Below are 12,088 nucleotides of genomic sequence, written 5' to 3' on the forward strand. Positions count from 1 at the left end.
TTGGGTGGATGGGCGTTGCATCGCTGCAGCGCATCTCATCCCCGGTATCACTTTCCGGCAAAAAAGCCGTGACGGCAATCGGACTTTCGTCCGTATCGCATTTCGCGGAATAATTCACGCTTTCGGGCGTGGTAACCGGCTGCCACCATCTTTTCCGCGTGCCGCTCATAATCGGTTCCACACAACACTGCGGAGACTGATTTGGCGAAGGCGATTCATTCCATGATCCGGGTCCTCGATGAGGGCCGATCCGTTGATTTTTACAAAAAAGCTTTTGGGCTCGACATAGCCGACAGGCTGGACTTCGAGACCTTCACGCTTGTCTACCTCAGCAACGCCGAGACAGGGTTCGAACTCGAACTGACCGTGAACAAGGGCCGGACCGAACCTTACGGGCTCGGTGACGGCTATGGCCACCTCGCGGTCTCGGTCGCCGACCTCGACAGTGAACACGACCGTATCGGTGCGCTCGGCCTCAACCCAAAGAAGATCGTCGAGTTCAACCGCGACGGTACGCTCATCGCCCGCTTTTTCTTCATCGAGGACCCCGACGGCTACAAGATCGAGGTCCTGCAGCGTGGAGGACGCTTCCAATAGGGGATTTATTCGGCCGTGCCCATCGGCGCGGACGCCAGCAACGGCACTCCTAGGGGTGCAAATAGCAAGCAGGGAGGAAACAAATGGTCACGATCTATGACGGGAAGCCTGGACTTTCGCGTCGTGAACTTCTCAAGCGCGGTAGCATCGGTGCGCTGCTCGTCATCTCCGGCAGCGCCGTCATCAACCCCGAACAGGCCTGGGGGCTGGAAACCTCGGCGCTGAAGCCCGAGACGATGGCGACTCTGATCCAGGTGGCGCGCGATATCTACCCGCACGACCAGGTGCCGGACAAATATTACGCCATCGCCGTCAAAGGTCATGACGAGACAGCCGCCAAGGATCCGGCCCACAAGGAGCTGATCGAGAAGGGAATTGCCGAACTCGACAAGAAGGCCGGCAAGGGTGGTTATCGAGGGCTCGGCTGGGAGGAGCAACGTGTGGCGCTGCTCACCGAGATAGAAAAGACGCCCTTCTTCCAGACAGTTCGCGGCGGCCTGGTGGTCAGCCTCTACAATCAGCAGGAGGTGTGGCCGATCTTCGGCTACGAGGGCGAGTCCTACTCCAAGGGCGGCTATATCGCGCGCGGTTTCAGCGACATCGAGTGGCTCTGAGCCTCGATCGTTCCAGTAACCCGCAAACAGGAATTCATGGGAGGAAACCATGGCAGCTTCATTTGATCTGAAAAACGATGGCGTGGTCGTCATCATCGGCTCGGGCGCCGGCGGCGGCACGCTCGGCAACGAACTGGCGCAGAAAGGCATCGACGTCGTCATCCTCGAGGCCGGCGCGCGGCACGAATATGAGGACTTCATCAACGACGAGTGGGGTTCGTTCGCCCAGTTGGCCTGGACGGACAAACGCACGACGTCGGGCGACTGGCGCGTGGCCAAGGATTTCCCGAACCTGCCGGCCTGGATCGTCAAATCGGTCGGCGGTTCGACCACGCACTGGGCCGGCGCCTCGCTGCGCTTCCAGGAGCATGAGTTCAAGACCGCGTCGACCTATGGCAAGCTGGAGGGCGCGAACCTTCTGGACTGGCCGGTCACGCTGGCCGAAATGGAGCCGTACTACGCCAAAGCGGAAGCCAAGATGGGCGTGACCGGAACCAATGGCTGGCCGCGATTGCCGGGCAACAACAATTTCAAGGTGCTGAAGGCCGGCGCCGACAAGCTCGGCTACAAGGAATGCCACACCGGCAACATGGCGATAAACTCGGTCGCGCGCGACGACCGCAATTCCTGCCAGCAGACAGGGTTCTGCTTCCAGGGCTGCAAATGGGGCGCCAAATGGTCGACGCTCTACACCGAAATCCCAAAGGGCGAAGCGACAGGCCATCTCGAAGTCCGGCCGAACTCCATGGTGATCAAGATCAACCATGATGCCTCAGGCAAGGTGACCGGTGTCGTCTACGCCGACAAGGACGGCAAGCTGCAGGAACAGAAAGCCCGCATAGTCGCCGTTGCCGGCAACTCCATCGAAAGCCCGCGCCTGCTGCTGAATTCGCAGTCGGCCAAGTTCCCGCACGGCCTCGCCAATTCGTCGGGGCAGGTGGGCAAGAACTACATGCGCCACACCACCGGCTCGGTCTATGCCATCTTCGACAAGCCGGTGCACATGTACCGCGGCACCACCATGGCCGGCATCATCCGCGACGAGGCGCGCCATGATCCATCTCGCGGTTTTGTCGGCGGCTACGAGTTCGAGACGCTGTCGCTCGGCCTGCCGTTCATGGCGGCCTTCCTCAACCCAGGCGGCTGGGGACGCTCCTTCACCACCGCACTCGACCACTACGACCACATGGCCGGCCTGTGGATCGTCGGCGAGGACATGCCGCGCGAGGAAAATCGCATCACCTTGCACAAGGATGAGAAGGACGCGCACGGCATGCCAATCGCCGACGTGCATTTCGACGACCACCCCAACGACACGGCGATGCGCAACCACGCCTACAGCCAAGCCACGGCGCTCTACGACGCGGTTGGCGCCACACGCACCTTCCCGACGCCACCCTATCCCTCGACCCATAATCTCGGCACCAACCGGATGAGCGAGAAGGCGCAGGACGGCGTCGTCAACAAGCATGGCCAGACGCACGACATCAAGAACCTGTTCGTGTCGGATGGCAGCCAGTTCACGACGGGTGCCGCCGAAAACCCGACCCTGACCATCGTATCGCTGGCGATCCGCCAGGCCGACTACATCGCGTCGCAAATGTCGGCAAAGACCATCTAACGCACCTCCCAAAAACTCCAGGCGGAACGCGAAAAACGCGTTCCGCCTTTTTTGTTGGCAGCAGGCGCCGATCGGCTGCCTGTCCTTGCTGCTTACAGAGCCGGTAGTTGCCGCCTGACAAGTGTCTATTGAGCGATACCCTTGGTGCAGGTCGAGGCGGTGAAGGCGCCGTCTGGCTGCTTCATGATGATGTCGAAGGAGGGCGGGCTCTGGCCATCCAGCGTTGCCTGGGTCATCGACAGCGCGTTGCCACCGGCGGTGTAGCCACCGAGCGGTCCGAGCCACGAGATCACGCCATTTGCATCCATCTGATAATTGTAAGCTTGCAGGGCGGCCCCGAATGTGACTGGGCCGGTGTAGACATTTCCCTTGATGGTGATGTCGCCAAGGTTGAGGAACATGCCGAGCAGGTAGACTTCGCAGTGATAGGTGCCGTCTGGCATTTTGCCGTCGCTGAAGTCGGCCCGTGCGGCGCCGGTCGCTGCCGCCAGAAGCGCCATGCCGATAAGGATGCGTGAAATCAGGGAAGCCATGACGTCGCCCGGTTGGAGGGGGAGCTTGCCCTATTTACGCGCTGTGCCGCAACATCCGCTGTTTGCGATTTGGCTGCCGGGATCAAAATATAGGCACATGGCAAATCTGGGCGAAAATTAGGCAATTGCCTTTTTGCGCTGCGCAAATTTCCCTCAACCAATTGTTAACCGGCTTTCTTACATTTACGCAAACTAATATAATAACCATTTGAGAATGTTAGGATATTTTTGTTTTTCTAACATCGCCCGAGCAGTTGGCATGGGGGTTGCATTGTATCGTTGCGGTGCAATCAACCAGCTTGGGAGTCTTCGGTATGAGGGGTAGTTTCTCTACAATAACAACAATGTTTTCGGCAAGCGTGGTCGCCGCCGGCCTGCTGATGTCCGCACCCGCCAGGGCGGCTGAGGACACGATCAAGGTTGGCATTCTCCATTCGCTGTCGGGGACCATGGCGATTTCGGAGACGACGCTGAAGGACGCCATGCTGATGCTCATCGAGCAGCAGAACGCCAAGGGCGGCCTGCTCGGCAAGAAGCTGGAGGCCGTCGTCGTCGATCCGGCTTCCAACTGGCCGCTGTTCGCCGAGAAGGCACGCGAACTCATTTCGAAGGACAAGGTGGCGGCGGTGTTCGGCTGCTGGACCTCGGTGTCTCGCAAATCGGTGCTGCCGGTGTTCTCCGAACTCGACAACATCCTGTTCTATCCCGTCCAGTATGAGGGCGAGGAAAGCGAACGCAACGTGTTCTACACCGGTGCTGCTCCGAACCAGCAGGCCATTCCGGCCGTCGACTATCTGATGAGCAAGGACGGCGGCTCGGTGAAGCGTTGGGTGCTGGAAGGCACCGACTACGTCTATCCGCGCACCACCAACAAGATCCTCGAAGCCTATCTGAAGTCGAAGGGGGTTCCCGCTGAAGACATCATGACCAACTACACGCCGTTCGGCTTCTCCGACTGGCAGACCGAAGTTTCGGCGATCAAGAAGTTCGGTTCGGCCGGCAAGAAGACCGCTGTCGTCTCGACCGTCAACGGTGATGCCAACGTGCCGTTCTACAAGGAACTCGGCAACCAAGGCATCAAGGCCGAGGACATCCCGGTCATGGCCTTCTCCGTTGGCGAGGAAGAGCTTGCAGGTCTCGACACCAAGCCGCTGGTCGGCCATCTCGCCGCCTGGAACTATTTCGAGAGTGTCAACACGCCCGAGAACAAGAAGTTCATCGCCGACTGGCACAAGTTCATCAAGAACAACAAGCGCACCACCAACGACCCGATGGAAGCCCACTATATCGGCTTCAACATGTGGGTGAAGGCGGTTGAAAAGGCCGGGACCACCGATCCGGACAAGGTCATCGATGCCATGATCGGCGTTTCGGTGCCGAACCTGACCGGCGGCTATGCGACGATGATGCCGAACCACCACATCACCAAGCCGGTGCTGATCGGTGAAATCCAGGCCAACGGCCAGTTCCAGACGGTCTCGAAGACGCCGGGTCTGGTGATGGGCGATGAATGGTCCGACTACCTGCCCGATTCCAAGGACCTGATTTCCGATTGGCGCGCGCCGCTCAGCTGCGGCAACTTCAACGTCAAAACGGGCAAGTGCGGCGGCAAGGGCACCAACTGATCCTCCCAGGGCTGGACCTTGAGGTCCCTGCCCAAGACCGCGTGCGTCCGGACGGTTTCCTCCACCGTCCGGACGCCCACGTCAACCTTCAAGGTCACCAAAAACCGATGAAGATTTTCCATGCGATCGGCCTGACGCTCTTGTTCCTGCTGGCGACGCTGTCGTCTTCGGGGGCTGCGGAAGCCGATCTGCGTGCCATCATCGCCAAATTCGCGACAGTGACGGACTTTTCCGAGACGGGAGCTGTCGTTGAAGAGCTCACAGCCACGGGCGATCCGGCCGTCGAACGGCCGCTTGCTGCATTGGCGGACGGCAATCTTTACGTTCGCACGGCCGACTCGATGGTGTTTGTCGGCAAGGAAGGCGACGAAAACGTCCAGCTTTTCGACCCGCTGAGCGGCGAGGCAGCGGGCGAGGCTTCCGCGGATGACTTAACCCAGATCGGTGTCAACAACACCTTGCGCCGCACCATCCGCGATGCATTGGGCACGTTGACGCTTGGTTCCAAGGATCCGACTGTCCGCATCGCCGCCGCCGACACCATGTTCAAGACACCGGACGCCGCCAATATCGGGCCGCTCGACGCGGCGATCGCCAGTGAAAGCGTGGCGAGCGTCAAGGCTCTGCTGGAACAGGCGCGTGCCGCTTCCGTGCTGGTTTCAGACAAGCCGGAAGCAGACAAGCTCGCCGCGATCGCCCTGATCGGTGCGCGTGGCGATCGCAGCGCGGTTTCGCTCCTCACATCCGTCGAGGCCAACGCCTCCGGAGCAGTCAAGGAAGCAGCGACGGCCGCAATCGCGAGCATCAATTCGACGCTGGCTTTCTGGGATGCCGGCCAGAACATCTGGTACGGCATTTCGCTGGGCTCGGTGCTGTTGTTGGCGGCAATTGGCCTTGCTATCACCTTTGGCGTCATGGGTGTCATCAACATGGCGCATGGCGAGATGGTCATGCTCGGCGCCTACACGACCTTCGTCGTCCAGCAGGTGATCCGCACCTCCTATCCCGGCCTGTTCGACTGGTCACTGGTCATTGCTCTGCCGCTCGCCTTCCTGGTCGCCGCACTTGTCGGCCTCGTCATCGAACGTGGCGTCATCCGCTTCCTCTATGGGCGGCCGCTGGAGACGTTGCTGGCGACCTGGGGTGTCTCGCTGATCCTGCAGCAAGCGGTGCGCTCGATCTTCGGTCCGACCAACCAGGAAGTCGGCAACCCGTCGTGGATGTCGGGCTCGTTCAATGTCGGCCAGCTTGCTGTTACCTGGAACCGTCTGTGGATCCTGGTTTTCGCGCTCACAGTCTTCGGCGTGTTGCTCTACGTGATGAAACGCACGCCCTGGGGCCTGCAGATGCGTGCCGTCACCGCCAACCGGCGCATGGCCGCCTCGATGGGCATCAAGACGCCATGGGTCGATGCGCTCACATTTGCGCTCGGATCCGGCATTGCAGGCATCGCAGGTGTGGCGCTCAGCCAGATCGACAACGTCTCGCCCAATCTCGGCCGCGGCTACATCATCGATAGTTTCATGGTCGTCGTCTTCGGCGGCGTCGGCAATCTTTGGGGCACGCTGGTCGGCGCCTTTTCGCTCGGCATCGTCAACAAGGTCCTCGAGCCCTATGCCGGTGCCGTGCTCGGCAAGATTGTCGTGCTGGTGCTGATCATCCTGTTCATCCAGAAACGCCCGCGCGGCCTGTTCGCGCTCAAGGGCAGGGCGGTGGAAGCATGATCACGGGACGCTTCTTCGCCGCCGGCGCGGACCGCCGCATCGCCATCACCATCTTCCTCCTGCTGGCAGTGGCCATCATCGTGCCGGTGCTCAACCTGGCGGTTGCGCCGACCAGCACCTTCTACATCCCGTCCTATATCGTGGCGCTGACCGGCAAATATCTCTGCTACGCGCTGCTTGCCTTGGCGCTCGATCTTGTCTGGGGCTATTGCGGCATCCTCTCGCTCGGCCATGGCGCCTTCTTCGCGCTCGGCGGCTATGCGATGGGCATGTATCTGATGCGCCAGATCGGCTCGCGCGGCGTCTATGGCAATCCGATCCTGCCTGATTTCATGGTTTTCCTGAACTACAAGGAATTGCCCTGGTTCTGGACCGGGTTCGACCATTTCTGGTTCGCCGCGATCATGGTGGTCGCGGTGCCCGGCCTGCTCGCTTTCGTCTTCGGCTGGTTCGCTTTCCGCAGCCGCGTCACCGGCGTCTATCTCTCGATCATCACCCAGGCGATGACCTATGCGCTGCTGCTCGCCTTCTTCCGCAACGACATGGGTTTCGGCGGCAATAACGGCCTGACCGACTTCAAGGATATTCTGGGCTTCAACGTGCAGGCTGACGCAACGCGCTCGGCCCTTTTCGCCGCCAGCGCTGTGATGCTCGCATTTGCCGTGTTCGTCACATGGGCGATCGTCGGTTCCAAATACGGCAAGCTGCTGATGGCGGTTCGTGACGCCGAGAGCCGCACGCGTTTCCTCGGCTGGCGCGCGGAGAACGTGAAATTGTTTGCCTTCACTGTGTCGGCCGTCATGGCCGGCATTGCCGGCGCGCTCTACGTGCCGCAGGTCGGCATCATCAATCCCGGCGAGTTCGAACCGTCCAATTCGATAGAGGTGGTGATCTGGGCTGCCGTAGGCGGGCGCGGCACCATTGTCGGGCCGATCATCGGCGCGCTGCTCGTCAATGCCGGGAAATCCTGGTTCACCGGCTTGCTCCCTGAACTATGGCTTTTTGCGCTCGGCGGCCTATTCGTTGCCGTCACGCTGTTCTTGCCGAAGGGCGTTATCGGCATGTGGGATTCCTGGCGCGGCAATGCCAAGGCGTTGCGCGCGGCATCCGTCGCTGAAGAAGCCGGCACCGAGATTGGAGCGGCGCACGTGACCTCGAAGCCCGCGCGCTCGCCGGCGAGAAATCCAGGCGAATGGTCCTGGTCCGACCCTGAACCGCAGGCGGCGGAGTAAGCGACCATGAGCAAGTCGAACACCATCCTCTATCTCGACGGCGTCTCGGTCTCCTTCGACGGTTTTCGCGCCATAAACAATCTGTCGCTGGTGCTCGACAAGGGCGAGATGCGCGCCATCATCGGCCCCAACGGCGCCGGTAAGACGACGATGATGGACATCGTTACCGGCAAGACCCGGCCGGACCAGGGCGAGGTGTTCTTCGACGGCCAGATCGATCTCACCAAGCATGATGAGGCCGAGATCGCCATGATGGGCATCGGCCGCAAGTTCCAGAAGCCGACGGTCTTCGAAAGCCACACGATCGAGGAAAATCTGATGCTGGCGCTCAAGGGACCGCGTTCGATCTTCCCGGCGCTGTTCCACCGCCGCGCGGCCGCCGAGGCGCGGCAGATCGACGATATTCTCGGCATCATAAGGCTTGGCAGCAAGCGTTACGATCTGGCGGCCAATCTCAGCCACGGCCAAAAACAGTGGCTCGAAATCGGCATGCTGCTCGCGCAGGACCCGAAGCTGCTTCTGGTCGACGAGCCGGTGGCCGGAATGACCGATGCAGAGACGGAGGAGACCGCGCGGCTGCTCAAGGACATCGCGCGCGACCATTCGGTCATCGTCGTCGAGCACGACATGCATTTCGTGCGTGAACTCGGCGTCAAGGTCACCTGCCTGCATGAGGGCTCGGTGCTCTCCGAAGGCACACTCGATTTCGTGTCGGCCGACGAGCGCGTCGTCGAAGTCTATCTAGGGAGATGAGCATGATGTGGCGTGTGCAGTTCCATCGCTTCGATCTGTCTTTCCTCCGCTTCTGGAAAAGGCGCTGACATGCTCGAAGTTTCCAACGCCACGCTCCATTACGGTGCGGCCCAGGCGCTGCGCGGCGTGTCGCTGAAGGCGGGCGCGGGCAAGATCACCTGTGTGCTCGGCCGCAACGGCGTCGGCAAGACCAGTTTGATGAGATCGATCGTTGGCCACCACCGGCTGACGAGCGGAAGCGTTGCCTTCGAGGGGAAGGCGCTCGACCGGAGCGCGGCGTATGATCGCGCCCGGTCGGGCATCGCATTCGTGCCGCAGGGCAGGGAGATCTTTCCCCTGCTCACGGTGCGCGAAAACCTCGAGTTCGGGCTTTGCGCCGTTGAAGCGTGCCGACCGCAACGTGCCGGCGCATGTCTTCGAGCTGTTTCCGGTGCTGAAGCAGATGCTTGGTCGCCGCGGCGGCGATCTCTCCGGCGGCCAGCAGCAGCAACTGGCGATCGGCAGGGCGCTGGTGATGCGGCCGAAACTTTTGGTGCTGGATGAGCCGACGGAAGGCATCCAGCCGTCGATCATCAAGGATATCGGCCGGGCCATCCGCTATTTGCGCGACCAGGCTGGCATTGCCGTGCTGCTGGTCGAACAATATCTCGACTTCTGCCGCGAGCTGGCCGACGAGGTCAACATCATGGACCGTGGCCAGATCGTCCACACCGGCCCTGCGGAAGATTTAGACCGCGCTGATGTTCGCAAGTTCCTTACTGTCTAGAATTGGCGCTGGACTTCCGACGACGGTCCGTGGCTCTTGGCAAGTCCAATATTTCTTCCATCCGTCATATGCGTCTCTGGCAAGTGCAATATCGCGTGCTAGTCTTTTCTTGGCTTTGTGAGTCGGCCGCTTCCGTATCAGTCTGGTTTATCGCAGATCGAGGCGCGGCCTGGGCAAGTTTCACGCAAGCAAGGCTTCCTAGCTTCCCTCCTGCGATCTCTGTCGTTCAACGCGTTTGAGCACACAGGCTAAGGGACAGCCATGGAACGTTACGTCGAAGACTACCAGAAGCGGCGGCTTACAGAACGCGTCGACATCATCGCTGCCATCAACATCTTGAGGTCGCAGGGCTGCGATTACGATGATCTGATCGATGAGATCACCAAGGTGTTTTATGTCGACCTTGATGCCTTCAACGAGATCGTCATGGCGGCATAAGAGGCGCTATCCAACAATCACTTGCACGGTATCGATACGCGCGGTCAGCCAGCGCGTCGGAATGGAGAGGCGGTGACGCGGTTGCGGCCGCCGCGCTTGGCGTCGTAGAGCGCCTTGTCGGCGGCGCTGAGCACCTTGTCGAAGCTGAGGCCCTCGTTGCTGCCAAACGCAAACCCGGCGCTGACCGTGCATGTCAGGGAGCCGGTTTCGGTCTCTATCAGGCGCGTCGCGAAAGCGGTCCGGATGCGTTCTGCTGCTTCCTCGACCGTTTGCGGCAGGGTGCGCTTCAACACCAGTGCGAACTCCTCACCGCCCATGCGCGCGGCGACGTCGGTCTGGCGAAGATTGCCGGCGAGCTCGCTCGCAAACACCTTCAGCACCTCATCGCCAGCCGCGTGGCCGAATTCGTCGTTGATGGCTTTGAAATTGTCGAGGTCGAAGACGACCACCGCGGTGAAGGCACCGACCGGCACACTGCTATGCATGTCGAACAGCGCGCGCCGGTTGAGCAAGCCGGTCAGGGGATCGGTCAAGGCGTTGCGGCGGTGGTGCCTGGCCAGGCGCCCCTGGTTGAGGGCCAGCGACAGGGCGCCAATACCCGTCATGCTGGCGATAACCACGATGAGGCTCAGCTCCTCGGCCCAGTTGCTTGGTGCATGGCCGAGGATCAGTTTTCCATCCCAGGCAAGAACCATGGCGCAGAGCGCGAAAGAGGTGGCCGTGGCCGAATAGAGCGCGGTGATGCCGATCGTCAGGGCAGGAGCCTCGTCGCGGCCTCTCCAGTATTCGAGCGCCGTCGCGAACAGGAGCAAGGCAGCGAACATGTTCTCGAACATGAAGCCGAGGCCATCATAGCCCAAAGCCATGGCAGGCAGCGCCACCGCCAGCGAAACGCAGCCCAGCATCGCCCGCGGCAGCGGCGAGCCGCCGGTTCGGAACTGGTAGGCCGCACCCAGCATGGTCGAGAAACCGAGCAGCAACAGAGCCAGCGTGGTTATGCCGAGCAGGCGCCCGGGCATGTCGATATAGGCGTCATAGACAAAGATATCGCCGACCACGAACACCAGGCTGATCGCCCATGTCAGCAGGAATTTTTCCGAGCGGGCGGTCAGCCACATGCCGAACAATGTCAGGCTGAGGCAAGCGGCGGAGAAACCGACAGCCAGCAGAAGTGAAGTGTAGTCGAGCGACATGCCCCTCTTTCCCTGCCGGCGGCGGCTCCAGCTCTGCGGCGTGGCGTCGCCTTATTCATGCAGGAAGGAAGTGTCGATAAGGTTACGATGGTAGCGAAGATGCCACGAATAGAGCCTCTGCTACGCGTATAACGCGTATGCGTCTCGCGCATAGCGTGTGGTCAGATCCAGCGGTGCTCGTCAGCCGGCCACGCGTTTCATCAGCGCCATGGCGCCAAACGGCGCGCGCACCTTGCCCTCGGTGATGAAGTAGACGAACACGTCGCGCGGCTGTACCGGCGCGTCGGTGGCGGGATCGGCGCGCCGCAGATCGGCCGGCTGCTTGCCTTCCGCCCAGATTTTCACACGCGCCGCCCATTCATCGAGACCCTTCGGCGTGTAGCAATCGGGATTGTCGTCCGAGCCGCTCTGCAGCCGCGCGTAGATGAAATCACCGGTGATGTCGGCGATATCGGGATATTTGGCATGGTCGGCATAGACGATCGCCGCCTTGTATTTGCGCGCGAGTGCCGCGAATTCCGGCACGATGAAACTGTCGTTGCGCACTTCGAGCGCGTGGCGCAGGGGGACACCATCCTGTTTTTCCGGCAGCAGTTTCAAAAAAGCTTCGAAATCGTCGGGATCGAATTTCTTGGTCGGCGCAAACTGCCACAGGATCGGCCCGAGCTTGTCGCCGAGTGCCGCAACGCCGGAGCCGAGGAAGCGCATCATCGATTTGCCGGCTTCACCCAGCACGCGCCGGTTGGTGACGAAGCGGTTGCCTTTCAGCGCATAGACAAAACCGTCCGGGAACTCAGCTGCCCATTTGACGAAGGTCGGCTCCTTGAAGCTGGAATAGTAGGTGCCGTTGACCTCAATGCTTGGCACCTGCCGGCTGGCATATTGCAACTGCTTGGCCTTCGACAGCTTGTCCGGATAGAAGGACGTGTCCCAGGGCTCGAAGGTCCAGCCGCCCATGCCGGAGCGGATTGTTCCTGATTTGCTCATTGTCG

Annotated in this window: 11 protein-coding genes and 1 pseudogene; 9 read left to right on the forward strand and 3 right to left on the reverse strand. The window is 60.9% G+C overall.

The features are described from left to right. Window positions 1-201 precede the first annotated feature (201 nt). The 3 genes from ACZYHG_RS22010 to ACZYHG_RS22020 all read left to right on the forward strand — a co-directional run bounded on the left by ACZYHG_RS22010 (window position 202) and on the right by ACZYHG_RS22020 (window position 2,832). A complete protein-coding gene (locus tag ACZYHG_RS22010; protein ID WP_464610366.1) occupies window positions 202-597 on the forward strand; it encodes a VOC family protein in 396 nt (131 codons plus the stop codon). An 83-nt stretch (window positions 598-680) separates the two neighbouring features. Further along, window positions 681-1,211, forward strand: coding sequence for a gluconate 2-dehydrogenase subunit 3 family protein (locus ACZYHG_RS22015; protein WP_464610367.1), 531 nt, complete (start codon window positions 681-683; stop codon window positions 1,209-1,211). Window positions 1,212-1,260: 49 nt separating this feature from the next. Continuing rightward, a complete protein-coding gene (locus ACZYHG_RS22020) occupies window positions 1,261-2,832 on the forward strand; it encodes a GMC family oxidoreductase (protein WP_464610368.1) in 1,572 nt (523 codons plus the stop codon). 125 nt (window positions 2,833-2,957) lie between these two features. Here ACZYHG_RS22020 and ACZYHG_RS22025 read toward each other — a convergent pair whose 3' ends face one another. Then, on the reverse strand, window positions 2,958-3,365 hold the full coding sequence (locus tag ACZYHG_RS22025; protein ID WP_464610369.1) for a hypothetical protein: 408 nt from the start codon (window positions 3,363-3,365) through the stop codon (window positions 2,958-2,960). A 344-nt stretch (window positions 3,366-3,709) separates the two neighbouring features. On the opposite strand from ACZYHG_RS22025, the gene urtA reads away from it, so the two are divergent. The 6 genes and pseudogenes from urtA (at window position 3,710) to ACZYHG_RS22055 (ending at window position 9,903) form a co-directional block, all read left to right on the forward strand. Continuing rightward, entirely contained in the window at window positions 3,710-4,990 is a 1,281-nt protein-coding gene (urtA, locus tag ACZYHG_RS22030) for an urea ABC transporter substrate-binding protein (RefSeq protein ID WP_245279013.1), read from the forward strand. A 107-nt stretch (window positions 4,991-5,097) separates the two neighbouring features. Then, window positions 5,098-6,714 carry an urea ABC transporter permease subunit UrtB gene (gene urtB, locus ACZYHG_RS22035; RefSeq protein ID WP_464610370.1) on the forward strand — a complete coding sequence of 539 codons (1,617 nt, stop codon included), beginning with the start codon at window positions 5,098-5,100 and terminating at the stop codon, window positions 6,712-6,714. Then, on the forward strand, window positions 6,711-7,946 hold the full coding sequence (gene urtC, locus ACZYHG_RS22040) for an urea ABC transporter permease subunit UrtC (RefSeq protein WP_464610371.1): 1,236 nt from the start codon (window positions 6,711-6,713) through the stop codon (window positions 7,944-7,946). The genes urtB and urtC overlap by 4 nt, the downstream gene beginning before the upstream one ends. A gap of 6 nt (window positions 7,947-7,952) precedes the next feature. After that, window positions 7,953-8,699 (forward strand): urea ABC transporter ATP-binding protein UrtD, encoded by a 747-nt coding sequence (gene urtD / locus ACZYHG_RS22045; RefSeq protein ID WP_464610372.1) that lies wholly within the window; start codon window positions 7,953-7,955, stop codon window positions 8,697-8,699. A 162-nt stretch (window positions 8,700-8,861) separates the two neighbouring features. Then, window positions 8,862-9,465, forward strand: a pseudogene (urtE, locus tag ACZYHG_RS22050) (urea ABC transporter ATP-binding subunit UrtE). Window positions 9,466-9,726: 261 nt separating this feature from the next. Continuing rightward, complete coding sequence (locus tag ACZYHG_RS22055; protein ID WP_080680721.1) at window positions 9,727-9,903, forward strand: hypothetical protein; 177 nt, start codon at window positions 9,727-9,729, stop codon at window positions 9,901-9,903. 44 nt (window positions 9,904-9,947) lie between these two features. Here ACZYHG_RS22055 and ACZYHG_RS22060 read toward each other — a convergent pair whose 3' ends face one another. Together ACZYHG_RS22060 and ACZYHG_RS22065 are read right to left on the reverse strand one after the other, a co-directional pair. Beyond that, a complete protein-coding gene (locus ACZYHG_RS22060) occupies window positions 9,948-11,096 on the reverse strand; it encodes a GGDEF domain-containing protein (RefSeq protein WP_464610373.1) in 1,149 nt (382 codons plus the stop codon). A gap of 180 nt (window positions 11,097-11,276) precedes the next feature. Next, entirely contained in the window at window positions 11,277-12,083 is an 807-nt protein-coding gene (locus tag ACZYHG_RS22065) for a DUF72 domain-containing protein (protein ID WP_464610374.1), read from the reverse strand. Window positions 12,084-12,088 lie beyond the last annotated feature (5 nt).

The sequence above is a fragment of the Mesorhizobium subarcticum genome, assembly GCF_055456085.1.

Coding starts and splice junctions, on each gene's coding strand:
- urtB (WP_464610370.1), top strand. CDS start 5,098: ATGAAGATTTTCCATGCGATCGGCCTGACGCTCTTGTTCCTGCTGGCG.
- urtC (WP_464610371.1), top strand. CDS start 6,711: ATGATCACGGGACGCTTCTTCGCCGCCGGCGCGGACCGCCGCATCGCC.
- ACZYHG_RS22060 (WP_464610373.1), bottom strand. CDS start 11,096: ATGTCGCTCGACTACACTTCACTTCTGCTGGCTGTCGGTTTCTCCGCC.
- ACZYHG_RS22015 (WP_464610367.1), top strand. CDS start 681: ATGGTCACGATCTATGACGGGAAGCCTGGACTTTCGCGTCGTGAACTT.
- ACZYHG_RS22055 (WP_080680721.1), top strand. CDS start 9,727: ATGGAACGTTACGTCGAAGACTACCAGAAGCGGCGGCTTACAGAACGC.
- urtA (WP_245279013.1), top strand. CDS start 3,710: ATGTTTTCGGCAAGCGTGGTCGCCGCCGGCCTGCTGATGTCCGCACCC.
- ACZYHG_RS22025 (WP_464610369.1), bottom strand. CDS start 3,365: ATGGCTTCCCTGATTTCACGCATCCTTATCGGCATGGCGCTTCTGGCG.
- ACZYHG_RS22065 (WP_464610374.1), bottom strand. CDS start 12,083: ATGAGCAAATCAGGAACAATCCGCTCCGGCATGGGCGGCTGGACCTTC.
- ACZYHG_RS22020 (WP_464610368.1), top strand. CDS start 1,261: ATGGCAGCTTCATTTGATCTGAAAAACGATGGCGTGGTCGTCATCATC.
- urtD (WP_464610372.1), top strand. CDS start 7,953: ATGAGCAAGTCGAACACCATCCTCTATCTCGACGGCGTCTCGGTCTCC.